At 72.0% G+C, this 24772-nt stretch carries 19 protein-coding genes; 12 read left to right on the forward strand and 7 right to left on the reverse strand.

What is annotated here, in order from left to right:
• Positions 1–181: 181 nt before the first annotated feature.
• Positions 182–1645: an amino acid permease gene (locus tag IE277_RS21480; protein ID WP_189954814.1), complete on the forward strand. Its 1464-nt coding sequence runs from the start codon at positions 182–184 to the stop codon at positions 1643–1645.
• Between the two features lie 183 nt (positions 1646–1828).
• Positions 1829–2749, forward strand: coding sequence for a PfkB family carbohydrate kinase (locus IE277_RS21485; RefSeq protein WP_189954815.1), 921 nt, complete (start codon positions 1829–1831; stop codon positions 2747–2749).
• A gap of 309 nt (positions 2750–3058) precedes the next feature.
• Here IE277_RS21485 and IE277_RS21490 read toward each other — a convergent pair whose 3' ends face one another.
• The gene (locus IE277_RS21490) at positions 3059–4573 is read right to left on the reverse strand and encodes a M1 family metallopeptidase (RefSeq protein WP_189954817.1); all 1515 of its coding nucleotides are present in this window, start codon (positions 4571–4573) and stop codon (positions 3059–3061) included.
• 186 nt (positions 4574–4759) lie between these two features.
• Here IE277_RS21490 and IE277_RS21495 point away from each other — a divergent pair, with 186 nt between their 5' ends.
• The 3 genes from IE277_RS21495 (at position 4760) to IE277_RS21505 (ending at position 9799) form a co-directional block, all read left to right on the forward strand.
• Positions 4760–6736, forward strand: coding sequence for a Xaa-Pro dipeptidyl-peptidase (locus IE277_RS21495; protein WP_189954819.1), 1977 nt, complete (start codon positions 4760–4762; stop codon positions 6734–6736).
• A 354-nt stretch (positions 6737–7090) separates the two neighbouring features.
• Entirely contained in the window at positions 7091–8122 is a 1032-nt protein-coding gene (locus IE277_RS21500; RefSeq protein WP_189954821.1) for an oxidoreductase, read from the forward strand.
• A gap of 36 nt (positions 8123–8158) precedes the next feature.
• Positions 8159–9799, forward strand: a complete 1641-nt coding sequence (locus IE277_RS21505) for an ABC-F family ATP-binding cassette domain-containing protein (RefSeq protein ID WP_189954823.1) — start codon at positions 8159–8161, stop codon at positions 9797–9799.
• A 269-nt stretch (positions 9800–10068) separates the two neighbouring features.
• Here the strand turns inward: IE277_RS21505 and IE277_RS21510 are convergent, their stop codons facing one another.
• The gene (locus IE277_RS21510; protein WP_189954825.1) at positions 10069–10893 is read right to left on the reverse strand and encodes a calcium-binding protein; all 825 of its coding nucleotides are present in this window, start codon (positions 10891–10893) and stop codon (positions 10069–10071) included.
• A gap of 209 nt (positions 10894–11102) precedes the next feature.
• Positions 11103–13532: a Tex family protein gene (locus tag IE277_RS21515; protein WP_189954826.1), complete on the reverse strand. Its 2430-nt coding sequence runs from the start codon at positions 13530–13532 to the stop codon at positions 11103–11105.
• Positions 13533–13754: 222 nt separating this feature from the next.
• On the opposite strand from IE277_RS21515, the gene IE277_RS21520 reads away from it, so the two are divergent.
• Positions 13755–14714, forward strand: coding sequence for a GlxA family transcriptional regulator (locus IE277_RS21520; protein ID WP_189954828.1), 960 nt, complete (start codon positions 13755–13757; stop codon positions 14712–14714).
• 44 nt (positions 14715–14758) lie between these two features.
• Complete coding sequence (locus IE277_RS21525) at positions 14759–15394, forward strand: DJ-1/PfpI family protein (RefSeq protein WP_189954831.1); 636 nt, start codon at positions 14759–14761, stop codon at positions 15392–15394.
• On the opposite strand, the gene IE277_RS21530 is transcribed toward IE277_RS21525, so the two are convergent.
• Positions 15381–16202, reverse strand: coding sequence for an enoyl-CoA hydratase/isomerase family protein (locus tag IE277_RS21530; protein WP_189954833.1), 822 nt, complete (start codon positions 16200–16202; stop codon positions 15381–15383). The genes IE277_RS21525 and IE277_RS21530 overlap by 14 nt on opposite strands.
• A gap of 118 nt (positions 16203–16320) precedes the next feature.
• On the opposite strand from IE277_RS21530, the gene IE277_RS21535 reads away from it, so the two are divergent.
• Together IE277_RS21535 and IE277_RS21540 are read left to right on the forward strand one after the other, a co-directional pair.
• A complete protein-coding gene (locus IE277_RS21535; RefSeq protein WP_189954835.1) occupies positions 16321–16935 on the forward strand; it encodes an HdeD family acid-resistance protein in 615 nt (204 codons plus the stop codon).
• A gap of 174 nt (positions 16936–17109) precedes the next feature.
• Entirely contained in the window at positions 17110–17604 is a 495-nt protein-coding gene (locus IE277_RS21540) for an ATP-binding protein (RefSeq protein ID WP_189954947.1), read from the forward strand.
• A 6-nt stretch (positions 17605–17610) separates the two neighbouring features.
• Here the strand turns inward: IE277_RS21540 and idi are convergent, their stop codons facing one another.
• The 3 genes from idi to galE form a co-directional block, all read right to left on the reverse strand.
• Positions 17611–18204, reverse strand: a complete 594-nt coding sequence (gene idi / locus IE277_RS21545; protein ID WP_189954837.1) for an isopentenyl-diphosphate Delta-isomerase — start codon at positions 18202–18204, stop codon at positions 17611–17613.
• Positions 18205–18379: 175 nt separating this feature from the next.
• Positions 18380–19321 (reverse strand): cation diffusion facilitator family transporter, encoded by a 942-nt coding sequence (locus IE277_RS21550; RefSeq protein WP_189954839.1) that lies wholly within the window; start codon positions 19319–19321, stop codon positions 18380–18382.
• A gap of 607 nt (positions 19322–19928) precedes the next feature.
• Entirely contained in the window at positions 19929–20900 is a 972-nt protein-coding gene (gene galE, locus IE277_RS21555; RefSeq protein WP_189954840.1) for a UDP-glucose 4-epimerase GalE, read from the reverse strand.
• Between the two features lie 262 nt (positions 20901–21162).
• Between galE and IE277_RS21560 the strand changes: the two genes are divergently transcribed.
• The 3 genes from IE277_RS21560 to IE277_RS21570 are packed head-to-tail and all read left to right on the forward strand — an operon-like array spanning position 21163 to position 24760.
• Positions 21163–22962 (forward strand): DUF5941 domain-containing protein, encoded by a 1800-nt coding sequence (locus IE277_RS21560; RefSeq protein WP_189954842.1) that lies wholly within the window; start codon positions 21163–21165, stop codon positions 22960–22962.
• Positions 22959–23711: a phosphocholine cytidylyltransferase family protein gene (locus IE277_RS21565; protein ID WP_189954844.1), complete on the forward strand. Its 753-nt coding sequence runs from the start codon at positions 22959–22961 to the stop codon at positions 23709–23711. The genes IE277_RS21560 and IE277_RS21565 overlap by 4 nt, the downstream gene beginning before the upstream one ends.
• Complete coding sequence (locus tag IE277_RS21570; protein ID WP_189954846.1) at positions 23699–24760, forward strand: iron-containing alcohol dehydrogenase family protein; 1062 nt, start codon at positions 23699–23701, stop codon at positions 24758–24760. The genes IE277_RS21565 and IE277_RS21570 overlap by 13 nt, the downstream gene beginning before the upstream one ends.
• The last annotated feature ends 12 nt before the right edge of the window (positions 24761–24772 follow it).

A 24772-nucleotide genomic window follows, 5' to 3' on the forward strand; every position in this document is an offset into this window, starting at 1 on the left:
TGACCTCCGGGCGGATCGTGTGAGAAGCGACGCTCTGTGACATGGGCCACCGCTTATCCGCGGATCTTTCTGGGAAGCTGCTGCCTTGGTCTGTGCCGCCGTTCGACAGGGTGGTGCGGGCCGATCCCTGCACGACCCCCGGACCCACAAGGCCCGGGCGCACCAGGAAGTGGAACCACCCGTGAGCAACGACGCCGTGGAATCGGCACAGGCCGCAGCCCCCCGAGCGGCCCAGGCGCCCGCGGACGCGGGCGACGCCGGCTACAGCAAGGACCTCAAGGCCCGCCACGTCAACATGATCGCCATCGGTGGCGCCATCGGCACCGGTCTCTTCCTGGGCGCCGGAGGCCGCCTGCACAACGCGGGCCCGGCGCTCGCCCTCGCCTATCTGGTCTGCGGCGTCTTCGCGTTCTTCGTCGTACGCGCCCTGGGCGAGCTGGTCCTGTACCGCCCGTCCTCCGGCTCCTTCGTCAGCTACGCGCGCGAGTTCCTCGGCGAGAAGGGCGCCTACGTCGCCGGCTGGATGTACTTCCTGAACTGGTCGACCACCGGTATCGCCGACATCACCGCGATCGCGCTCTACACGCACTACTGGAGCTTCTTCACCTCCATCCCGCAGTGGGTGCTCGCGCTGATCGCCCTCGCGGTGGTCCTCGCCGTGAACCTGATCTCGGTGAAGATCTTCGGCGAGATGGAGTTCTGGTTCGCGATCATCAAGGTCGCCACGCTGGTGAGCTTCATGTTCGTCGGCATCTTCCTGCTGGCCACCCAGCACAAGGTCGACGGCACCACGCCGGGCCTGAGCGTCATCAGCGACCACGGCGGTGTCTTCCCGCACGGCATGATGCCGGTCGTCCTGGTCATGCAGGGCGTGATCTTCGCCTACGCCGCCCTTGAGCTGGTCGGCGTGGCCGCCGGCGAGACCGCCGAGCCGGAGAAGGTCGTCCCGCGCGCGGTGAACTCGATCATGTGGCGGGTGGGCCTGTTCTACGTCGGCTCGGTCGTGCTGCTCGCGCTGCTGCTGCCCGGCTCGGTGTACTCCGCCGACCAGAGCCCGTTCGTCACGGTCCTGTCCAAGATCGGTATCCCGGCGGCCGGCGATGTGATGAACCTGGTCGTGCTGACCGCCGCCATGTCCTCGCTGAACTCCGGCCTGTACTCCACCGGCCGCATCCTGCGCTCCATGGCCATGGCCGGCTCCGCGCCGAAGTTCACCCGTGTGATGAGCCGCAGCCAGGTCCCCTACGGCGGCATCCTGCTGACCTGCGGTGTCTGTGTCCTCGGCGTCGGCCTGAACTACCTGGTGCCCAGCCAGGCCTTCGAGATCGTGCTGAACGTCGCCTCCCTCGGCATCATCAGCACCTGGGTGATCATCATGATCTGCCACATGGTCTTCGTCCGCCGCGCCCGTGCCGGCCTGGTGACCCGGCCGCACTTCCAGCTGAAGTTCAGCCCGGTCACCGAGATCGCCACGATCGCCTTCCTGCTGGTCTGCCTGGGCATGATGTGGAACGACCCCGACGTCGGCCGCAAGACCCTCCTGCTCATCCCGGTGATCGCCCTGATGCTGGTCGTCGGCTGGTACGCCGTCCGCCGCCGGGTGTCGCAGAACACCGAGCAGGAGCTGTCCGAGCTGACGAAGTAGCAGCCGGGGAAAAGAAGTAGCAGCCCGGGAAAGAAGCAGCAGCCCGGAGAACCCGAGAGCCACTGTCAGTGGCATCGCCTACGGTGGCGTCATGTCGGAGATCTTGTGTGTCCGAGGTGGCGCCACCGTGCCGTCGGCCAAGGGCGCCACGGTGACGGTGTACGACCTCGGGGAGGACGGCGGATGAGCTCGGGTACCCCTGCGACGGACGTCCTGGTGCTGGGCGGATCGGGCGTGGACACGATCATCCACGTCCCCGAACTGCCCCTCCCGTACGCCGACAGCTACATGATCGACACCGGCATCCGCACCCGGGCCGGGCAGACCGGTGACTTCGTCGCGCTGGGCCTCGCCGCACTCGGCCTGCGCACCCACCACCTCGACCTCGTCGGCGACGACCCCGAGGGCGACCTGGTGCGCGCCCTGCACCGTGAGCACGGCATCGCGCTGACCGCACTGCCGCAGCCCGCCGGGACCAAGCGGGCGGTCAACCTCGTCGGCCCGGACGGCCGCCGCCTGTCCCTGTACGACACCAGCCGCGCCCGCCCCGGCGACCGCTTCCCACCGAAGCTGCTGCGCGGGCTGGCCGGGGCGAGCCGGCACATCCATGTGACGATCACCCAGCCCTGCGCCGAGGCCCTGCCGACGCTGGCCGAGGCGGGTGTCCCCCTCTCCACGGACCTGCACGACTGGGACGGCGAGAACCCGTACCACGAGCCGTTCGCCCACGCGGCGGACCTCGTCTTCCTGTCGGCCGCCGCGCTGAGCGACCCCGAGCGGACCCTGCGGCGCATCGCCGAGCGGGGCCGGGCCCGCGCCGTCGTCGCCACCGCCGGAGCCGAGGGCGCGTATCTGCTGGCCGACGGCGAGCTCACCCGCGTGCCCGCCGTGCCGCCGCCCGCACCGGTGGTGGACTCCAACGGCGCGGGCGACGCCTTCGCCGCCGCGTTCCTCTACGGCCGCCTCAGCGGCGAGCCACCCGAGCGCTGCGCCCACTACGGCGCGATCGCGGGCGCCTACGCCTGCACGGTCCCGGCCTCCCTAGCGGACTCGATAGGCCGGGACGAACTGCTCCAGCGGACGGCCACCGGACCGAGACCCTAGGGCCTCTCCGGCGGATCCTGTCGCGGACGCGGGGGCCGGCACGCCCCGCTCACCTGCGCCGATGAGGCACCGTCACTTTCCCGCGCCCTGATCCGCCGGACAGGCCCCAGGCCCCGTCGTCAAACTCCCGTCGTCCGTCCGGAGGCAGGGGCCGAACGTCACGGCGCCGGGACGGCACACAGGCCGGACCGCCCCGGACCGCCCCGGAGCGAGCCGAGCTCGACCGCCGCGCGTCGTGCTCCCCGCGACCGGCCACCCCGCAGCCCGCCCGCACGAGGGCCGGCGGGGCGACCTGACCGAGGGGCGGCGTCAGCGTCCCCGCGCCTGCCGTACAGCCTCCTGGCCGTCGTGGGCCGCCTCGATCTTCTTCCAGGACTTCGGCCGGGCCACCGTCACGCCCGCCTTCGCCGCCGAGGCGGCATGTCCGGCCGAAGCGGCCGGCTTCGACGGCTGGAACAGCCAGGTGTCGAACAGCGCCGCGAGAGGCTTGCCGGAGACCTGCTCGGCGTACCGCTCGAAGTCGGCCACCGAGGCGTTGCCGTACGCGTGCGACTGCGGCCAGCCCTTCAGGATGGCGAAGAACGCATCGTCACCGACCGCGTTGCGCAGCGCCTGGATGGCGAGGGCGCCCCGGTCGTAGACCGCGCTGTCGAACTGCTTGTCAGGGCCCGGGTCGCCGGGCTTGACCGTCCAGAACGGGTCGTCGGCCGGGTGCGAGGCGTACACGTAGTCGGCCAGTTCCCGGGCGGTGCCCTCGCCCTCGTGCTCGGACCACAGCCACTGCGCGTACGTCGCGAAGCCCTCGTTGATCCAGATGTCCTTCCAGCCCTTCAGCGACACATCGTCGCCGTACCACTGGTGGGCCAGTTCGTGCACGACCACCGAGACGTTGGAGCCCTTCGCGAACTGCTTCGGGCTGTAGTAGACCCGGCCCTGGGTCTCCAGCGCGTACCCGGTGGTGGTGTTCGGCACATACCCGCCGGCCGAGCTGAACGGATACGGCCCGAAGTAGCCGCTCAGCCAGTCGACGATCTCCCCGGTGCGCTCCACGCTCGCCCGCGCGGCCCCGTCGTTGTCGCCGAGGTCCTTGCTGTACGCGTTGATGACCGGCACGCCGCCGTCGGAGGTGCCCGTGGTGATGTCGAACCTGCCGATGGCGAGCGTGGCCAGATAAGTCGCCTGCGGCTTGTTCTGCCGCCAGCTGTAGCGGGTCCAGCCGGCCTTCGAACTGGTCGCCTGCAGTGTGCCGTTGGAGATGGCCTGGGTGCCGTCCGGCACGGCCACCGACACGTCGTAGGTGGCCTTGTCGCTCGGGTGGTCGTTGCTCGGGAACCACCACCAGGCGGCCTCGGGCTCATCGGCGGCCACCGCGCCGTCGGGCGTGCGGTGCCAGGTGTTGAAGCCGTAGGCGCTCTTCGTCGACGGCACCCCGCTGTAGCGGACGACCACCGTGATCGGCGTGCCCTCGGCCAGCGGCGTCTTCGGGGTGACGACCAGTTCGTGCTGGCCAGAGGCCGTGAAGGCGGCCTTGGCGCCGTTGACCCGCACCTCGCTGACGTCCAGCAGGAAGTCCAGATCGAAGCTGGACAGATCCTGTGTGGTCTTCGCCAGGATCGTCGCCGTGCCCTGCAACTCGTCCGTCTTCGGCTGGTACTGCAGCCTGAGGTCGTAGTGCGAGACGTCGTAGCCGCCGTTGCCGTAGTCGGGGTAGTAGGGGTCGCCGATGCCCGGCGCGCCGGGGGAGTAGCTCGCGGCCGATGCCGGGATCGCCAGCAGGAGGGAGGCCGCCGCGAGCGCGCCCGGCGCGATGATTCTGCGGTGCACGTCAGCTCCAAGTCGTGTGGAGTGCAGGTCCGTTCGGAGAACTCTGTTCGGAGCCTATTCAGTCCCTGTGGCCCCTGACCTGTCCATGGCCCCTGCTGTCACACGATCGCCATTCAGCCGTCATGAGCCCGGGCGCCGCCGTAGGGTGCTCTTCTGTACGGGAGTTCACCGGAGTAACGTCCCCGCATGCCGATTCGCACTCTCATCCGCAGGCGCTTCACGATCTGGAGACCGCTCGCGACCGTGGTCGCCGTCCTCATGACGGCCGCCTTCCTCACCCCGGCCGCCGCCCAGGCCGCCGGCCACCCAGGCCGGTCGGTCCGCGAGAGCCGGCCCGTCTACTCCTACGCCCACGCCCTGCGCGAGTCCGTCTGGGTGGACACGGGGCTCGACGGCGACGGCGACGGGAAGCCCGACCGGGTCGCCGCCGACATCGTCCGGCCGGCCGAACCCGCCCAGCAGGGCCGCAAGGTGCCCGTCATCATGGACGCGAGCCCCTACTACTCCTGCTGCGGACGCGGCAACGAGAACCAGCGCAAGACGTACGACGCACAGGGCCATGTCGTCCAGATGCCGCTGTTCTACGACAACTACTTCGTGCCCCGCGGCTACGCCTTCGTCGGTGTCGACCTCGCCGGCACCAACCGCTCCGACGGCTGTGTCGACGTCGGCGGCCGCTCCGACATCCGGTCCGCGAAGGCCGTGATCGACTGGCTGAACGGCCGCGCCACGGCGTACACCAGCAGGACCGGTACACAGACCGTCAAAGCCACCTGGACCAACGGCAGAACGGGCATGATCGGCAAGAGCTGGGACGCCACGATCGCCAACGGCGTCGCCGCGACCGGCGTCCAGGGTCTGAAGACCATCGTCCCGATCAGCGGTATCTCCTCCTGGTACGACTACTACTTCGCGCAGGGCGCCCCGCTGTACGACGGCGGGCCCGCCGACCTCGCCGGCTACGTCGAGAGCGACGCGGCGAAACCCCACTGCGCGGCCGTACAGAAGAAACTCACCGACGGCAGCCCGCGCAGCGGCGACTGGACCCCGCTGTGGACCGAGCGGGACTATGTCAAGGACGCGGCGAAGGTACGCGCCAGCGTGTTCCTGGTGCACGGGATGCAGGACCTCAACGTCCGCACCAAGCACTTCGGCCAGTGGTGGGACGCCCTCGCGAAGCACGGGGTGGAGCGCAAGATCTGGCTGTCCCAGACCGGGCACGTCGACCCCTTCGACTACCGGCGCGGCGCCTGGGTCGACACCCTGCACCGCTGGTTCGACCACGAACTGCTCGGCTACGACAACGGCATCGACCGCGAGCCGATGGCCGACATCGAACGCCACCCGGACCAGTGGGTCACCTCTCGCGTCTGGCCCCCGCAGGCCACCCGCGGCACCGTCCTGCACCCGGCGCCCGGCACCCGGGCCGGCGTCGGCACGCTCGGCCTGCGGCCCGCGACCGGCACCGAGACCTTCACCGACGACCCGAAGCTCAGCGAGACCGACTGGGCCGCGCACCTGACCACGTCCACGCCCGAGAAGTCCGGATTCCTCACCGGGCCGCTCACCCACGACCTGCGGCTGTCCGGCTCGTCCACCGTGACGGTGACCGCGACCCCGACCACCACCTCCGCCCACCTGTCCGCCGTCCTGGTCGACCTCGGCCCGGACACCATCCGCGACTACGCCGACGCGGCCGAGGGCATCACCACCCTCACCGACCGCACCTGCTGGGGCGCGAGCACGGCTGGGGACAGCGCCTGCTTCAAGGAGACCAAGGCCAAGACGGCCAAGGTCGACTACACCGTGTTCAGCCGCGGCTGGGCCGACCTCGGCCACTACGCCTCGCTCGCCAAGGGCGTCCCGCTCACCCCGGGCAAGGCCTACACCCTCACCCTCAGCCTCGCCGCCACCGACCACGTCGTCCCCAAGGGCCACCGGCTGGCCCTGATCATCGCGGGCACCGACAAGGACCTCATCGACCCGCCGTCCACGACGCCGGCCCTCACGCTGTCCCTGTCGGGTACGACGGCCCGGCTGCCGCTGGTCGGCGGCGCGTCGGCGTTCACCCGAGCCACGTCCGGCGGCCCGGCCGCGGGTGCCGTGGCCGGCGGTCTGGACGGGGTCCGCGTGCCCCGCGCGGCCCGGCACATCCCGGCCTAGGCGCTGAACGGCTCGCGTCTCAGGCGTGCCTGACCGCTGCCGGGCGCGGGTCCGTCGTGGCCGGTCGCGCAGTTCCCCGCGCCCCTTGGGGAACTGCGCCGTCCGGCCCGCCGGCCACCGCCCGCAGCTGCGCCGTCCGGCCCGCCCACGCGCCCGGTTCGTCCAGCCGGGCCCCGCGGTGTACACCGTCGACCAGGCGTACGCCCGGCTGTCCGGGCCGGTCCGCCGGTTCTCCGCTCCCGACCACGGTCACTTCGCCGCTCGGCCCGCTGTCCACGCCGGCGGGACCGGTCCGGTCCGGCCGACTCTCGCCCGGCACGCTCACAACCGTGCCGCTGTGGGGATACTCACAGCATGTCTGGCGCATACGCGACCTTCGGCCTGGCTCCGGCGATCCGCGCCGGCGGTGTGCTCGCCGACGGCGGCTACCAGGTCCACCGCGACTTCGTGGACTTCGTCGTGGACGGCCGTCCGCTGCTCTTCCAACTGTCCGACCTTGACGCCGTCTCCCCACTCGCCTCGGACGTCCCGCCCGCCATCTTCACGGAACAGGTGCGCGCACTGCTGCTGGAGGCCGAACCGCCGCTCCCGGACGGCCGGTTCGTCATCTACGGCTGCCCCGAGTGCGCGGACCTGGGCTGCGGGGCGGTCACCGCCGTCATCGAACGCGACGGTGAGGACTACATATGGCGGGATTTCGCCTGGCAGACGGAGGAACACGCCGACCTGGAGCGCAACGGCTACCAGGGCGTGGGGCCGTTCCGTTTCCAGGGCACCGAGTACCGCACGGCCCTCGGCGCGCTGCGGGACGGCACGTCCGCGCCCCGCCGCCGGGTGCTGCTGATCGGCGCCCGCGTCGCGGTCCTCGCCAAGCTGGCCGCCGCGCTGCGCGCCATCGGCATCGGCGCCGACATCACACAGGACGCCGGCGCCGTGCCCGCCGAGGAACTGCGCGGCTACGGCGCGGTCGCCTTCGGCCGCGCGGTCGGCGAGCCGGAGCGGGCCGCCGTACTCGACGCCTTCGAGCGCGCCGGGGTCGAGGTGGCCCGGGTGGACGGCCTGGCCCCGATCGTGCCGCTGCTCGTCGCCCAGATCGAACACGCCCTGGACCGCGGCCCGCTCCCGCAGCGCCGGCTCACCGGGCTGTCCGCCGCCGATGGCGCCGCCGACGTCGAGGTGACCTCGGCGTGCCGGGTACGGATCACCGCCTACCGCCTCGACCGGCTCTACCGCACCCATACCCGCGAGGTCTTCGACGGGGTCCTGGAGGCCGGCGGGCACCGCGTCCCGCTGGACCCACGGGCGGTCAGGGGACAGGCCTACGTCGTCGCCCGCACCACGGGGGAGGTGCTCGCGGCACCGGTCACCCGAGCCCCAGGGGGCTGAGCGGCGGCCGCCGGGCCCATTAGGATCGGCGTTCTGATGACTGCCACCCTCGTCGCCAAGAACCTCGCCGCCGGGCACGGAGACCGTTCCCTCTTCTCCGGGCTGGACCTCGTCGTCGCGCCCGGCGATGTGATCGGTCTCGTCGGTGCCAACGGCGCCGGCAAGTCCACCCTGCTCCGGCTGCTCGCCGGGCTCACCCGGCCCGAACAGGGCGAGCTGCGGCTGTCCCCGCCGGCCGCGACCGTCGGCCATCTGCCGCAGGAACCGGAGCGCAGGCCGGGGGAGACCGTCCGGGAGTTCCTCGCCCGCCGCACCGGCGTCGCCGAGGCACAGCGTGTGATGGACGAGGCCACCGAGGCCCTGGTCGAGGGCGCGCCCGGCGCCGACGACGCCTACGCGACCGCCCTGGAGCGCTGGCTCGGCCTCGGCGGCGCCGACCTGGAGGAGCGCGCGGAGGACGTCGCCGACTCCCTCGGCCTCGCTGTCGGCCTGGACCAGCCGATGACCTCCCTGTCCGGCGGCCAGGCGGCCCGCGCCGGCCTCGCCTCCCTGCTGCTGTCCCGCTACGACGTCTTCCTCCTGGACGAGCCCACCAACGACCTGGACCTGGACGGCCTGGAACGCCTGGAGCGGTTCGTCGCGGGGCTGCGCGCCGGCACGGTCGTCGTTAGCCACGACCGGGAGTTCCTCACCCGCACCGTCACCAAGGTCCTCGAACTCGACCTGGCCCAGCGGCAGATCAACCTCTACGGCGGCGGCTACGCGGCCTACCTGGAGGAACGGGAGGTCGCCCGCCGGCACGCCCGCGAGGACTACGAGGAGTACGCCGACAAGCGGGCCGCCCTCCAGGACCGTGCGCAGATGCAGCGGTCCTGGATGGACAAGGGCGTGAAGAACGCCCGGCGCAAGGCCGGCAACGACAACGACAAGATCGGCCGCAAGTTCCGCAGCGAGGCCAGCGAGAAGCAGGCAGCCAAGGCCCGCCAGACCCAGCGCATGATCGAACGCCTGGAGGTGGTCGAGGAGCCGCGCAAGGAGTGGGAACTGCGCATGGAGATCGCCGCCGCCCCGCGCTCCGGCGCCGTCGTGGCGACCCTGCGCGATGCCGAGGTCCGGCGCGGCGACTTCACCTTCGGCCCGGCGTCCCTGCAGATCGACTGGGCGGACCGGGTCGCCGTCACCGGGGCGAACGGCGCCGGCAAGTCCACCCTGCTCGGCGCGCTGCTCGGCCGGGTCCCGCTCGACTCGGGACACGCCGCGCTCGGCTCCGGCGTCCTGGTCGGCGAGGTCGACCAGGCCCGCATGCTGTTCCACGGCACTCAGACCCTGCTGGACGCGTTCCGCGCGGCCGTCCCCGACACCGAGCCGGTCGAGGTCCGCACCCTGCTCGCCAAGTTCGGGCTGAAGGCCGACCATGTGCCGCGCCCGGCCGCCTCGCTCTCCCCGGGCGAACGCACCCGCGCCGCCCTGGCCCTCCTCCAGGGCCGGGGCGTCAACCTCCTGGTCCTGGACGAGCCCACCAACCACCTCGACCTGCCCGCCATCGAGCAGCTGGAAGAGGCCCTCGACGCCTACGAGGGCACCCTGCTCCTGGTCACCCACGATCGCCGCATGCTGGACGCGGTGCGGGTGACCCGCCGCCTGGAGGTGGCGGCCGGCAAGGTGACCGAGCGTTAGGGCCTGTCCGGCGGATCCTGTCGCGGACGCGGGGGTCGGCACGCCCTCCCCCAGAGGGGGTACCCCCAGCTGCGTTGTCGTCGGTCGCCGACTCCCCCACGCTCGACTCCGCTCGCGCGGGGGGGGGGACCCCCACCGCGTCGACTCCCTCCTCCGCCTTGCAGCTGGACGCACCGACCCCCGCTCAACTGCGCCGATGAGGCACCGTCACTTTCCCGCGACCTGATCCGCCGGACAGGCCCTAGGCGCCGCGAGCCGCGTCCGCCGGGTCAGCCCGCGGTGACGGGGACGTAGTCGCCGGGGGCGCTCGCCGGTCCGGTCGTGTCGGTCCCGGTGAAACTCCACCGCCAGTAGCCGGACGAGGCGGCCGTCGCCTTGGCGGTGAGGGCGCCGTCGGCGCCGCTGGTGACCGTCTTCACGGTGTGGTAACCGGTGGTGCCGGCCTTCCGGAACTGCAGTTTCACCGACTGGCCCGCATAGCCGCCGTAGGTGCCGCCCTTGCCCCAGTTGGCGCGGGTCAGCGCGCCCTTGACGGTGACGAGGCCGCCCGCGGCCACCGGTTCGGGGGTGGCGTCGGCGGTCAGCCTGGCGGCACGCTTCATCAGGAAGGTGCCCGCGCTGTCCTTGTTGACGTAGTCGAAGTCGTTGGCGTCCACGGACGTCCAGATGTGCCACGTACCGGCGTTGGCGTTGATGAGCATCGCGTTCGGGTCGATGGTGACCTCGGCGGTGCAGGTGGACGTGGTGGTGCTGCCGGCGACCGGGGTGCAGGTCAGCGGGGTGTCCGAGCCGGGCCCGGCAGAGCCGTCGGGGTTGTCGAAGGAGCCGTGGTAGAGGAAGCCGTAGGCGTCCTTGATCCCCGAGTTGTCGCTCGCGCTGATGCTGAGCGTGACCGTCTTCTTCGTCATGGCGCCCAGCACGACCGGCTGGCCTGCGTTGACGACGGCCAGCAGGACCTGGGTGTCACCGTCGCCGGAGTCGGCGTGGGCACTCGGCACGGTGAAGGCGGAGAGGACGAGCGCGCCGGACAGGGCGGCGACGGCGGAGCGTCTCAGGACGACGGGAAGTCTGAAGACAGCGGAACGTCTGGGCATGGGGCCTCATCACGGTGGGTTGTCACGGTGGGTTGTCCGTCCTGGAAGCAGGGCGGAGGTCGAAACCCATCGCATAGTAGTGATCCGACGGTTCGCTCAACCGGCGTTCCCGTGAAGACGAGAGGTCGTCCCGTCCTGTGCCACCGGCCCCCGGCGGGACGCGCAGGTGCGCTTCCCGCCGGGGGCCGGGGCGAGGCCCCGTGATCCCGTCAGCGCTTCTTCGGGTCGAGCAGACCCGCGCGGCGCAGCGCGTCGGCCATCGCGCTGTTGGCCGGTGCCGGCGCCTGCCGCCCGCCCCGGTCGCCACCGCCACCGCCGCGGCCCTGCCGCTGCCCCTGACCGCCCTGTCGCTGGCCCTGACCCTGGCCGCCCTGCCGCTGCTGGGGCGGGCGCCCGCCACCGCGCTGCTGCCGGCCGCCGCCCTGGCCGCCGCCCTGCGGGGCCGCCTCGTCGTCCAGGCGCAGGGTCAGCGCGATCCGCTTGCGCGGGATGTCCACGTCCAGGACCTTCACCTTGACGATGTCACCGGGCTTGGCGACATCGCGCGGGTCCTTGACGAACGTCCTGGACATCGCCGACACGTGCACCAGACCGTCCTGGTGCACACCGACGTCCACGAAGGCGCCGAAGGCGGCCACGTTCGTCACCACGCCCTCCAGGATCATCCCGGGGGACAGGTCGGAGATCTTCTCCACGCCCTCCTTGAAGGTGGCCGTCTTGAAGGCGGGACGCGGGTCACGCCCCGGCTTGTCCAGCTCCCTGAGAATGTCCGTCACCGTCGGCAGACCGAAGGTGTCGTCCACGAAGTCGGCGGGCTGCAGCGAGCGCAGCACCCCCGTGTTGCCGATGAGGGAGGCCACCTCCTGGCCCGTGGTCTTCACCATGCGACGGACCACCGGGTAGGCCTCGGGGTGCACGCTGGAGGAGTCCAGCGGGTCGTCGCCGCCGCGGATGCGCAGGAAGCCCGCGCACTGCTCGAACGCCTTCGGGCCGAGCCGCGCCACCTTCTTCAGCTCCGAACGCGAGGTGAAGGGGCCGTTCGTGTCCCGGTGCGCCACGATGTTCTCGGCGAGGCCCGAGGAGATGCCCGACACCCTGGCGAGCAGCGGCACGGACGCGGTGTTGACGTCCACGCCGACGCCGTTCACACAGTCCTCGACCACCGCGTCCAGCGAGCGGGACAGCTTCACCTCGGACAGGTCGTGCTGGTACTGGCCGACGCCGATGGACTTCGGGTCGATCTTCACCAGCTCGGCCAGCGGGTCCTGCAGCCGGCGGGCGATGGACACCGCGCCGCGCAGCGACACGTCCATGTCGGGCAGCTCCTGCGAGGCGTACGGCGACGCCGAGTACACCGACGCACCCGCCTCGGACACCATCACCTTGGTGAGCTTCAGCTCCGGGTGCTTGGTGATGAGTTCACCGGCGAGCTTGTCGGTCTCGCGGGAGGCCGTGCCGTTGCCGATCGCGACCAGGTCGACCGCGTGCTCCTCGGCGAGACGGGCCAGCTTGGCGAGGGCCTCGTCCCACTTGTTGGCCGGGACGTGCGGATAGATCACGTCCGTGGCGACGACCTTGCCGGTCGCGTCGACCACGGCGACCTTCACGCCCGTACGGAAACCGGGGTCCAGGCCCAGCGTGGCGCGCGTGCCGGCCGGGGCGGCCAGCAGCAGGTCGCGCAGGTTGGCCGCGAAGACGTTCACCGCCTCGTCCTCGGCGGCGGTGCGCAGCCGAAGGCGCAGGTCGATGCCGAGGTGGACGAGGATGCGGGTGCGCCAGGCCCAGCGGACCGTGTCCGTCAGCCACTTGTCGCCCGGCCGGCCCCGGTCGGCGATGCCGAACCGGTGCGCCACACTGCCCTCGTACGACGACGGGCCGGGCTGCTCGGAGGGCTCCTCCGGCTCCAGGACGAGGTCGAGGACCTCCTCCTTCTCGCCGCGCAGCATCGCGAGGATCCGGTGCGAGGGCAGCTCGGTGAACGGCTCGGCGAAGTCGAAGTAGTCGGCGAACTTGGCGCCGGCCTCCTCCTTGCCCTCCCGCACCTTCGCGGCCAGCCGCCCGCGCACCCACATGCGCTCACGCAGCTCGCCGATCAGGTCAGCGTCCTCCGAGAACCGCTCGGTGAGGATGGCCCGCGCGCCGTCCAGGGCGGCCTGCGGATCGGCGACGCCCTTGTCGGCGTCCACGAACGCGGCGGCGGCCGCCAGCGGCTCCACCGTCGGATCGCCCAGCAGGCCCTCCGCCAGCGGCTCCAGACCCGCCTCGCGCGCGATCTGCGCCTTGGTGCGCCGCTTGGGCTTGTACGGGAGGTAGATGTCCTCCAGCCGCGCCTTGGTCTCGGCGCCGCGGATCTGCGCCTCCAGCTCGTCGGTGAGCTTGCCCTGCTCGCGCACCGACTCCAGGATCGCGGCGCGCCGCTCCTCCAGCTCCCGCAGATAGCGCAGCCGCTCCTCGATCGTGCGCAACTGCGCGTCGTCGAGCATCTCGGTCGCTTCCTTGCGGTAGCGGGCGATGAAGGGCACCGTCGAACCGCCGTCGAGCAGTTCCACCGCGGCCTTCACCTGCCGCTCCCGTACGCCGAGTTCCTCGGCGATCCTGCCTTCGATGGATCCCGCTCCGATGGATCCGGGTGTCGTCACGATCCCGTACCGCCTTCTCCACTGAGGTTGCGCGGCAATTGTGGCAGGTGACACCGACAACCGGGGATCAGGGCGGCGCCCCGGCGGGCCGCCGCGCCGCGCCCGCGGCGGCGCCCGGCACCGAAGCCTCTCGTCCATGGCAGATAATCTTCCGGTCCGATGGCAGAAAAGGTGGGAAACGCGTCATTGCGGCCATGCCCCGGGCGGCGAAGAATCGAGGGCATGGCGCAGCGAACCCTCCTCTTCGTCCTCTTCGACGGTGTGCAGAGCCTCGACGTCACCGGTCCGCTCGAAGTGTTCACCGGCGCCGAGAAGCACACGCCGGGCACCTACCGGATCCGTACGGCCTCCCTGGACGGCGGCCCGGTGCGCACCTCCAGCGGCCTGACCCTCGTACCCGACGAGGCGCTCACCACGGCCCCCGATCCGCACACCCTGCTGGTGCCCGGAGGCGAGGGCACGCGCTCGCCCGACCCGCGGCTGATCGCCTGGCTGCGCGCCCGCGGACCGCGCGCCCCGCGCCTGGTCTCGGTGTGCACGGGCGCCATCCTGGTCGCCGCGGCCGGTCTGCTCGACGGCCGCCGGGCGACGACCCACTGGGCCTACTGCGACAAGCTCGCCCGCGACCACCCGGACGTGACCGTGGACCCGGAGCCCATCTACGTCCGCGACGGGCACGTCGCCACCTCGGCCGGGGTGACCTCCGGCATCGACCTGGCGCTCGCGCTGGTCGAGGAGGACCTGGACCGGGACGTCGCCCTCGCCGTCGCCCGGCATCTGGTGGTCTTCCTGCGCCGGCCCGGCAACCAGGCGCAGTTCAGCGCCCAGCTCGCCGCCCAGACCGCGCAGCGCGCGCCGCTGCGGGAGGTCCAGCGGTGGATCACCGAGCACCCGGCGGGCGATCTCTCGGTCGAGTCGCTCGCGGCCCGCGCCCGGCTGTCGCCCCGCCACTTCGCGCGCGCCTTCCGGGAGGAGACCGGCATGACGCCCGGCCGCTATGTCGACCGGGTCCGCCTGGAACACGCCCGCCGCCTGCTGGAGGAGACCGGCGACGGCATCGAGGAGATCGCCCGCGCCGGCGGCTACGGCACCCCCGAGGCCATGCGCCGTGCCTTCGTCAGGACCCTCGGCACGGCCCCCGCCGAATACCGCCGCCGCTTCCGCCCCGCCGTCAGCCACTGACGCCACCGCCCACAGCGGGCCGTTGCCCGCCGAAAGGACACCTCATGCAGATCGCCATCGTCGTCTACGACCGCTTCACCGCCCTGGACGCCGTCGGTCCCTACGAGATCCTCTCCCGCCTCCCGGGCGCCGAGACCGTGTTCGTCGCCGAGCGCACCGGTCCTGTCCGTACCGAGACCGGAATGCTCGCGGTCGTCGCGGACCGGTCTCTGAGCGAGGTCCCGCACCCGGACGTCGTGGTGGTGCCGGGCGGGCCGGGCCAGCACGCCCTGATGGAGCACCGGCCCCTGCTCGACTGGCTGCGCGCGGTCGACGCGACGAGCACCTGGACGACCTCGGTGTGCACGGGCTCGCTGCTGCTCGCCGCCGCCGGATTCCTGGAGGGCCGCCGCGCCACCTCGCACTGGCTGGCACTCGATCAGCTGGCGAAGTTCGGTGCCGAGCCGGTGGAGGAGCGAGTGGTGTTCGACGGCAAGTACGTCACCGCCGCCGGCGTCTCCGCGGGCATCGACATGGCCCTCACTCTGACCGGCCGTGTCGCCGGTGACAAGCACGCGCAGGCCGTCCAGCTCGGCGTGGAGTACGACCCGCAGCCGCCCTACGCCGCTGGTTCCCCGAGCAAGGCCCCCGCCGAGGTCATCGAGGCGCTGCGCGCCCGGAGCCGCTTCATCCTGACGTAGACCCTGACGACGACGGGGATCCTGACGACGACGGAGACCCAGACGACGACGGGGATCCTGGTGCAGCCACGCTCCAGGTGAACCGCGGCTGCCGGCGCTCCAGGAACGCGGCGACCCCCTCCACGGTGTCGGGGTTGCCGTCGGCCCGCTCGGCCCAGTGGGCGTCCCGGTCGGTCCGGCCGTCCGTGAACTCCTTGGCGGCGGCCTGGGTGAGCTGCGAGCGGGAGACCAGGACCCGGGTCAACTCGGCGACCCGCTTGTCCAGTTCGCCCTCCGGCAGCACCTCGTCCACCAGCCCGGTGCCGAGCGCCCGCGCGGCGTCGATCAACTCCGCGGTGAACAACAGGTACTTGGCGGTGGCCGGCCCCACCAGCGACACCAGCCGGCGGGTCGAGGAGGCCGGATAGACGATCCCCAGCCGCGCCGGTGTCACCCCGAACAGCGCCCCTTCCTCCGCCAGTCGCAGATCACAGGCCGCCGCGAGCTGCGCCCCGCCGCCCACGCAGTGTCCGCGCACGGCGGCGAGGGTCGGCTTGGGAAACGCGGCGAGCGCCTCCTCGGCCGCCATCGCGAGCGTCTGGGCCTGGGCCGGAGACCCCTGGAGCGTGCTGATGTCGGCGCCCGCGCAGAAGGTCCCGCCCTCGCCGGTGAGCACCAGTGCCCGCACCCCGGGGTCACGCGCGAAACCCTCCAGCAGCGGTGGCAGTGCACGCCACATCGCCGCCGTCATGGCGTTGCGCTTGGCCGGGTGACGGATGACGACAGTGGCGACGGCGCCTTCGACATGATGCGACAGCTGGGGCTCCATGCGCGGATCGTATCGGGGCGTCCTGCGCGGCCGAGCGGAGCGAGCGCGTTACGGAATCCGTCCCAGCGGGCAAAAAGGGTAAAAGGGGAAGAAATCGGCGCTCATCAAGGAGCTGGCGATGGTCAAGGCCGGCAAGCGCGCACACAGCAAGCACACAGACAAGGCGACGTCGCTGAACCGGGGTTTCAGCTGGCTCGCCGCGCTCGGCGTGATCCTGGTGCTCGCCGGGCTCGTCGGACTCCTCTACACCGCGGCGGCCACGCTCACCTCGATGCTCCTGTTCGGCTGGCTGCTGCTCATCGGCGGGATCGTCGGCCTGCTGCACGCCGTCCAGGCCCGCGGCACCAGCTTCTTCTGGCTCGGCGTCGTCGTCGCCGCACTGAACATCGCGGCCGGCGTCGTCGTCATCCGCCTGCCGCACGCGGCGGCCGCCGCGCTCACCATGTTCGCCGCGCTGCTGTTCCTCTCCGCGGGCATCTTCCGGCTGGTCGGCAGCCTGGTCGTGCGCGGACCGCAGTTCGGCTGGACGCTGCTGCTCGGCGCCTTCGACCTGCTGCTCGGGATCCTGGTCCTCGGCCACTGGCCGAGCAGCAGCCAGTACGTCATCGGGGCCTTCTTCTCGCTCTCGCTGCTCTTCGACGGCCTCGGCCTCGTGGCCACCGGCTTCGGCGGGCGCCGTATCGTCGGGCTCGTCTCCGAGCGGGGGCAGACCGGGCCCGTACCACCCGACTAGTTCGCGAACCGGCGTCACGGCGACAGGAACAGTCCCACACGTGACCGTGTCATACGCACCCGGTCAGAAACCGTCCGATACCCGCTGACTTGTGTTCAGGTGCACGGACCGGAGCGGATCGTTACCAACACTCGACGTGTGGTGACAATCGAGCGTGAGGGTGGCGACCGGACGATGGACAACCACGGGCGCGGGGACGACCCGCGCCCAGCGGGGGGCGCCGGTCGGCAGCCCGATCCACTGCCGTACGAGGGCGTCTGGCGGTTCACCGCCGCCGCGGTCGACGCCTCGGTCCCGCAGGCCCGGCACGCCGTGCGGGACCTGCTGCTGCGCCAGGGCGTACCGGTCTCCGACGAGCTGGTGTACGGCCTGCTGCTGATCGTCTCCGAGCTGGTCACCAACGCGGTCCGGCATGCGGCGCTGCTGTCGCCGACGCTGGCCGTGGAGGTCGCCGTCGGGGCCGAGTGGGTGCGGGTGTCCGTGGAGGACAACCACCCCTACCGCCCGACCGCGCTGGAGGCCGACCACGGCCAGACCGGCGGCCGGGGCCTGCTGCTGGTCCGAGAGGTGGCACGGGAGGCGGGCGGCACGGTCGATGTGGAGCACACGGCGAGCGGCGGCAAGGTGATCTGGGCCGCCCTGCCGCTCAAGCCGGCGACGCCGCTGTAACGCCGCTCACCAGTCCGCGGACGGGCCCGTCAGCTCCCTGATCGCCGGACGGGCCGCGTCCAGGACGGTCATGAACCAGGCCGAGAAGGGGTCGCGGGCGTGCCGCTCCGTCAGCTCGGCCGCCGTGACGAAGGCGGTCGAGCCGACCTCTTCCGGGTCCGGTGCGAGCGGGGCCTGCACGAGGCCCACGAACAGGTGGTTGTACTCCTGCTCGACCAGGCCCGAGGTCGGGTCCGGGTGGTTGTAGCGGACCCGGCCCGCCTCCGCCATCAGCGACGGCGACACGCCGAGCTCCTCGAAGGTGCGCCGGGCCGCGGCGGCGAACGGGGACTCGCCCGGGTAGGGGTGGCCGCAGCAGGTGTTGGACCACACACCGGGGGAGTGGTACTTGCCGAGCGCACGCTGCTGGAGCAGCAGCCGGCCCTGCTCGTCGAAGAGGAACACGGAGAACGCGCGGTGCAGCTGTCCCGGCGGCTGATGGGCGGCGAGCTTCTCCGCTGTACCGATCGTCACGCCTTTCTCGTCGACCAGTTCCAGCAGAATCGCCTCTTCGGTGCCATTCGACGAGCTCTGCGTCGCAGTGGCAGGTGTGATCGGCATACCCATCCTTCGCCTCGGTCTTCGCACCCCAAGTCTGCCGTACGAATCCGGCACTCTCGGCACTTTTCGCCGCGTCGACGCGCGGCGGGCTACCGTGAGCCGGACCCGGTAGATCATCGTGCCCGGGCGTATGACCACGGAATCGTCGCGGGGTGTCGCACACCTGAGCGGGCCGTCAGTGGCACAGGCGAGCCTCGTGCTCCGCGTGCCCGCCCGGCTCCAGCTGGAAGGTGCAGTGCTCCACGTCGAAGTGATCGCCGAGGCAGCCCTGCAACTCGTGCAGCAGCTTCTCGTGGCCCACGGCGCTGAGCACCTCCGAGCTGACCACCACGTGGGCCGACAGCACCGGCATCCCGGAGGTGATCGTCCAGGCGTGCAGGTCGTGTACGTCCTCCACGCCGTCCAGCGCCAGGATGTGCGCCCGCACCTGGGCCATGTCGACGTTCTTCGGTGCCGCCTCCAGCAGCACGTCCAGCGTCTCGCGCAGCAGCTTCAGCGTCCTCGGCACGATCATCATGCCGATGACCAGCGAGGCGACCGGGTCGGCGGCCTGCCAGCCGGTGGTGAGGACCACCGCGCCCGAGAGCAGGACGGCCCCCGAGCCCAGCGCGTCCGCGGCCACCTCCAGGAAGGCGCCGCGTACGTTCAGGCTCTCCTTCTGGCCGCGCATCAGCAGGGTCAGCGAGACCGAGTTCGCGAGCAGGCCGATCAGACCGAACACGATCATCAGGCCGCCGCGGGTGTCTGCGGGGGTCATGAACCGTTCGATCGCCTCGTAGAGGACGTATCCGCCGACCCCGAGCAGCAGCAGGCAGTTGGCCAGCGCGGAGAGGATCTCGGCGCGGGCGTAGCCGAAGGTGCGGTTCGTGCTCGGCGGGCGGTTGGCGAAGTGGATCGCGAGCAGGGCCATGCTGAGGCCCACCGCGTCGGTCGCCATGTGCGCGGCGTCCGCGATCAGCGCGAGTGAGTCCGCGAGCAGACCGCCGATGATCTCCACGACCATGATCGTGAGCGTGATGCCCAGCGCGATCCGCAACCGGCCCCGGTACGCGGCCGCGGCCGTACCCGTGGCCGGCGCGTGGCTGTGTGCGTGCCCGTGGTCGTGCCCTGCCCCCATGTCAACCGTCCTTCCGCGTTCCGTTCGGCAGGGCCCAGTGAACTACGGGTGGGGGGTATGGGGCAACGCGGCACTGAACACCGTTGTCATGTGCCCTGACCTGCGGAAACGTTCCGCAGGTCAGGGCGGGTGGGCGGATGCGGCGTGGTGGCCGGCAGCCAACCGCGCCCAGGGCACCGGAGAGCCGGGCCGGCCGAAGCCCGGCGCACGGCGACCGACGGCCGAGCGGCCCGCGGCTCGGCGGCAGGGGCGGCTCAGCAGTCGGTGGCCGGGCGGTCCGTGCTGCGGTGGCTGGGGGTTCAGCGGTCGGTGGCCGGGTGGGGTGTGGGCCAGTGGAGGGGGCCCGGCGGGCGGGGGCTGGGTGGGCTGTGGGCCGGTGGAGGAGAACCCGGTGGGTGCGGTTCAGGGGTCGGTGGCTGAGCGGCTCGCGGCTCAGCGGCTGCGGCCCGGCGGTCGGTGGCTCAGGAGCCGGTGGCCGGGTGATCCGCGGGGCGGTGGCCGAGGCTCGGCGGGCGGGGGTCGGGTGGGCTGTGGAGTGGCGGAGGAGGGCCCGGCGGGTGGTGGCCCGGCTGTGGTCCCGTGGTCGAGGGGGTCGGAGGTCCGTGGCTCAGTGGTTGTGGTGCAGTTGCCAGCCCTGCCAGGCCGACTCCACCATCTCGCGGACCCCGCGCCGTGCCCGCCAGCCCAGTTGTTCGGCGGCCCGCTCGGCGGAGGCGACCGCGCGGGGCGCGTCCCCGGGGCGGCGCTCCTCCACCAGCGGTTCCCGGTGGTCGCCGGTGACCTCGCCGATGACCGTGAGCAGCTCGCGCACCGAGACGCCCTCGCCGCGCCCGATGTTCAGCGTGAGATCGCCGGCCAGGTCCCCGTCGGTGAGCCGGCGCGCCGCCGCGAGATGGGCCTCGGCGAGGTCGGCCACATGGATGTAGTCCCGGACGCAGGTGCCGTCCGGCGTCGGATAGTCGGCACCGAAGATCCGCGGCGCCTCGTCGCGGGTGAGCCGGTCGAAGACCATCGGCACGATGTTGTAGACACCCGTGTCCGCCAGCTCCGGCGCCGCCGCGCCCGCCACGTTGAAATAGCGCAGGCATACCGTGGAGATTCCGTGCGCCTGCCCAGCCGCCCGCACCAGCCACTCCCCGGCCAGCTTGGTCTCGCCGTAGGGGTTCACCGGCGCACACGGGGTGTCCTCGGTGATCAGGTCCACGTCGGGATTGCCGTACACCGCCGCCGACGAGGAGAACAGCAGTCGCCGGATCCCGGCCCCGGCCACCGCGTCCAGCAGGGTGGCCAGGCCGCCCACGTTCTCCCGGTAGTAACGGGTGGGCTCGGCCACCGACTCGGCGACCTGCTTGCGCGCCGCCAGGTGGACGACGCCCGTGACGCCGTACTCCTTGAAGACCCGCTCCAGCCGTGCGCCGTCCAGCGTCGAGCCCGTGACGAGCGGGACGTCCGCCGGGAGCCGCTCGGGCACCGCCGCCGACAGGTCGTCCAGCGCCACGACGCTCTCCGCGGCGCCGGCCATGGCCCGCGCCACATGTGCCCCGATGTATCCGGCTCCGCCGGTGATCAGCCACGTCATGGTCGTCCACCCTAAGCGCCCTGATCGCCTGTCCCGGTTGCCCGGTTCTGCGCCGACGGTTTGTGGGGTGGGCCCCGGATCGACGATGATGATCGCGGCAAAGGCCGGGGCAGCACCCGTGGGCCGGGCCATGAACGGCCGGTGAACAAGGGTTCCCGCCGATCCGATAGCCTCTGCCGACATGCCGCCCGGGGGCCACAGGCAGGGCGCCCCATCACGTGAGAGACCGGCGCCCGCGTCGGCACCCAGGGAGTGAGTTCGGTTGTCGACCGTCATCGTCACCGGTCAGCCGGTGCCCGGATCGTCCCTGGAGAACGATCTGCGGTCGCTCGGCTTCGACGTCCGGGTGGCAGCGGACGCCGCCGAGACCGAGACCCTGCTCGCCGCCGCTCCGGCCGGTGACCGCGTGGCCCTGGTCGACGCCCGCTTCGTCGGCCACCCGCACGCGCTGCGCCTCGGCCTGACCGACCCGCGCTTCGCGCTCTCCGCCGTCCCCGGCGCCGTCACCGCCCAGCCCGCCGCCCGGCAGGAGCTGACCCGCGCGGTGGCCCGCGAGACCTCGGCCGGCGGCGGCACCGCGCTCGCCGTGGACAGCCTCGCCGACCGCATCGTCACCGCCCTGGACGCCGACGGCTGCGCGGTGCACCGGCCCGAGCTGGGCAGCCTGGTCGCCGTCGTCCCCGCCGATCCGCAGGCCCGCAACGAAGCCCGCCAGGCCGTCGCCGCCGTCGACGACGAGGCCGTACGCCTGAAGTCGGCCGTGAAGTCCCGCGACGGCTTCTTCACCACGTTCTTCATCAGCCCTTACTCGCGCTACCTCGCCCGCTGGTGCGCCCGCCGCGGTCTGACCCCGAACCACGTCACCACGGCCTCGCTGCTCACCGCCCTGATCGCGGCCGCCTGCGCGGCGACGGGCACACGCGCGGGGTTCGTCGCCGCCGGTGTGCTGCTCATCGCCTCCTTCGTCCTGGACTGCACCGACGGCCAGCTCGCCCGCTACGCCCTGAAGTACTCCACGCTCGGCGCCTGGCTCGACGCCACCTTCGACCGGGCCAAGGAGTACGCCTACTACGCCGGCCTCGCGCTGGGGGCCGCCCGGGGCGGCGACGACGTGTGGGCCCTCGCGCTCGGCGCGATGATCCTGCAGACCTGCCGGCATGTGGTCGACTTCTCCTTCAACGAGGCCAACCACGACGCCACCGCCAACACCAGCCCCACCGCCGCCCTCTCCGACAAGCTGGACAGCGTCGGCTGGACGGTGTGGGTGCGCCGGATGATCGTCCTGCCCATCGGCGAGCGCTGGGCGATGATCGCGGTCCTCACCGCGGCCACCACGCCGCGGATCACCTTCTACGCCCTGCTCATCGGCTGCGCCTTCGCGGCGACGTACACCACGGCCGGCCGGGTGCTGCGCTCCCTGACCCGCAAGGCCCGGCGCACCGACCGGGCCGCACGGGCGCTCGCGGACCTCGCCGACTCCGGTCCGCTCAGCGAGGCCGTACGGCGGGTGGTCAAGCGCGGGTTGCCCGGCCTCGCCGTACCCGCGGCCGCCTTCCTGGGCGGCGCCGCGGTCGTCGCCTGCTCGGCGCTGGCCGGCTTCGGCTCGGCGCTGCCGGTGATCGGCGCCCTGGTCTACGTCCTCACCTCGGCCCTCGCCACCGCCCGCCCCCTCAAGGGCGCCCTGGACTGGCTGGTCCCGCCCGTCTTCCGGGCCGCCGAGTACGGGACCGTCCTCGCGCTCGCGGGTAAGGCGGGGGTAAACGGAGCGCTTCCAGCGGCTTTCGGCCTGGTGGCCGCCGTCGCCTACCATCACTACGACACGGTGTACCGCATCCGCGGCGACGCCGGGGCGCCCCCGGCCTGGCTGGTGCGCGTCATCGGGGGGCACGAAGGGCGGACGCTGCTCGTCACCGTTCTGGCCGCGGTGCTCACCGCCTCGCAGTTCACGGTCGCGCTCACGGTTCTCGCCGTGGCCGTGGCCCTCGTGGTGCTCGCCGAGAGCATCCGCTTCTGGGTCTCCGCAGGGGCCCCAGCCGTACACGACGAAGGAGAACCCGCATGATCGGCCTCGTGCTGGCGGCCGGCGCCGGACGGCGTCTGCGCCCCTACACCGACACCCTGCCCAAGGCGTTGGTGCCGGTGGGGCCCGCGGGCATAGAGGGTGAACCGACGGTCCTGGACCTGACCCTCGGCAACTTCGCCGAGATCGGGCTGACCGAGGTCGCGATCATCGTCGGCTACCGCAAGGAGGCCGTCTACGCGCGCAAGGCGGCCCTGGAGCAGAAGTACGGCCTCAAGCTCACCCTCATCGACAACGACAAGGCCGAGGAGTGGAACAACGCCTACTCCCTGTGGTGCGGCCGTGACGCCCTCAAGGACGGGGTGATCCTCGCCAACGGCGACACCGTCCACCCGGTCTCCGTCGAGAAGACGCTGCTCGCCGCGCGCGGCGAGGGTAAGAAGATCATTCTGGCCCTCGACACCGTGAAGTCCCTCGCGGACGAGGAGATGAAGGTCGTCGTCGACGCCGAGAAGGGCATGACGAAGATCACCAAGCTGATGGACCCCGCCGAGGCCACCGGCGAGTACATCGGCGTCACCCTGATCGAGGGCGACGCCGCCCCCGAGCTGGCGGACGCGCTGAAGACGGTCTGGGAGACCGACCCGCAGCAGTTCTACGAGCACGGGTACCAGGAGCTGGTCGACCGCGGCTTCCGGATCGACGTGGCGCCGATCGGCGACGTCAGCTGGGTCGAGATCGACAACCATGACGACCTCGCCAAGGGACGGGAGATCGCGTGCCGCTACTGACCCGGCTCATTCCCTCGCCGGTCGTCGTCGACATCCGCCCGGGTGCCCTGGACGACCTGGCCGGTGTCCTCGCCGACGAGCGCATCGCGCAGTCCGGCCGGCTCGCCGTCGCCGTCAGCGGCGGCTCCGGCTCGAAGCTGCGCGAGCGCATCGCCCCCTCCATGCCCGGTGCCTCCTGGTACGAGGTCGGCGGCGGCACCCTCGACGACGCGATCCGGCTGGCCGGAGAGATGAAATCCGGCCACTACGACGCGGTGGTCGGGCTCGGCGGCGGCAAGATCATCGACTGCGCCAAGTTCGCCGCGGCGCGCATCGGCCTGCCCCTGGTCGCCGTGCCGACGAACCTCGCGCACGACGGCCTGTGCTCGCCGGTCGCCACCCTCGACAACGACGCCGGGCGCGGCTCCTACGGTGTGCCGAACCCGATCGGCGTCGTCATCGACCTGGACGTGATCCGCGAGGCCCCGGCCCGCTTCGTCCGCGCCGGCATCGGCGACGCGATCTCCAACATCAACGCGGTCGCGGACTGGGAGCTGTCCAACCGGGTCACCGGCGAGAAGATCGACGGTCTCGCCGCAGCCATGGCCCGCCAGGCCGGCGAGGCGGTCCTGCGCCACCCCGGCGGCATCGGCGACAACGACTTCCTCCAGGTGCTCGCCGAGGCGCTGGTCCTCAGCGGTATCTCGATGTCGATCTCCGGCGACTCCCGGCCGTCCTCCGGCTCCTGCCACGAGATCAACCACGCCTTCGACCTGCTGTTCCCCAAGCGGGCGGCCGCCCACGGCGAACAGTGCGGGCTGGGCGCGGCCTTCGCGATGTATCTGCGCGGAGCCCATGAGGAGGCGGCCCACACCGCCGAAGTGCTGCGCCGGCACGGGCTGCCCGTGCTCCCGGAGGAGATCGGTTTCACCGTGGACGAGTTCGTCCGCGCCGTGGAGTTCGCCCCGGAGACCCGCCCCGGCCGCTACACGATCATCGAACACCTCGACCTCAAGACGAACCAGATCAAGGACATCTACGCCGACTATGTCAAGGCCATCGGTAGCTGAACTCCGTCCGGT

The organism is Streptomyces alanosinicus (assembly GCF_014650595.1).
GTDB lineage: Bacteria > Actinomycetota > Actinomycetes > Streptomycetales > Streptomycetaceae > Streptomyces > Streptomyces alanosinicus.

Coding starts and splice junctions, on each gene's coding strand:
- IE277_RS21520 (WP_189954828.1), top strand. CDS start 13,755: ATGGCGCAGCGAACCCTCCTCTTCGTCCTCTTCGACGGTGTGCAGAGC.
- IE277_RS21485 (WP_189954815.1), top strand. CDS start 1,829: ATGAGCTCGGGTACCCCTGCGACGGACGTCCTGGTGCTGGGCGGATCG.
- IE277_RS21530 (WP_189954833.1), bottom strand. CDS start 16,202: ATGGAGCCCCAGCTGTCGCATCATGTCGAAGGCGCCGTCGCCACTGTC.
- IE277_RS21535 (WP_189954835.1), top strand. CDS start 16,321: ATGGTCAAGGCCGGCAAGCGCGCACACAGCAAGCACACAGACAAGGCG.
- IE277_RS21525 (WP_189954831.1), top strand. CDS start 14,759: ATGCAGATCGCCATCGTCGTCTACGACCGCTTCACCGCCCTGGACGCC.
- IE277_RS21505 (WP_189954823.1), top strand. CDS start 8,159: ATGACTGCCACCCTCGTCGCCAAGAACCTCGCCGCCGGGCACGGAGAC.
- IE277_RS21500 (WP_189954821.1), top strand. CDS start 7,091: ATGTCTGGCGCATACGCGACCTTCGGCCTGGCTCCGGCGATCCGCGCC.
- IE277_RS21565 (WP_189954844.1), top strand. CDS start 22,959: ATGATCGGCCTCGTGCTGGCGGCCGGCGCCGGACGGCGTCTGCGCCCC.
- IE277_RS21540 (WP_189954947.1), top strand. CDS start 17,110: ATGGACAACCACGGGCGCGGGGACGACCCGCGCCCAGCGGGGGGCGCC.
- IE277_RS21510 (WP_189954825.1), bottom strand. CDS start 10,893: ATGCCCAGACGTTCCGCTGTCTTCAGACTTCCCGTCGTCCTGAGACGC.
- IE277_RS21495 (WP_189954819.1), top strand. CDS start 4,760: ATGCCGATTCGCACTCTCATCCGCAGGCGCTTCACGATCTGGAGACCG.
- galE (WP_189954840.1), bottom strand. CDS start 20,900: ATGACGTGGCTGATCACCGGCGGAGCCGGATACATCGGGGCACATGTG.
- idi (WP_189954837.1), bottom strand. CDS start 18,204: ATGCCGATCACACCTGCCACTGCGACGCAGAGCTCGTCGAATGGCACC.
- IE277_RS21550 (WP_189954839.1), bottom strand. CDS start 19,321: ATGGGGGCAGGGCACGACCACGGGCACGCACACAGCCACGCGCCGGCC.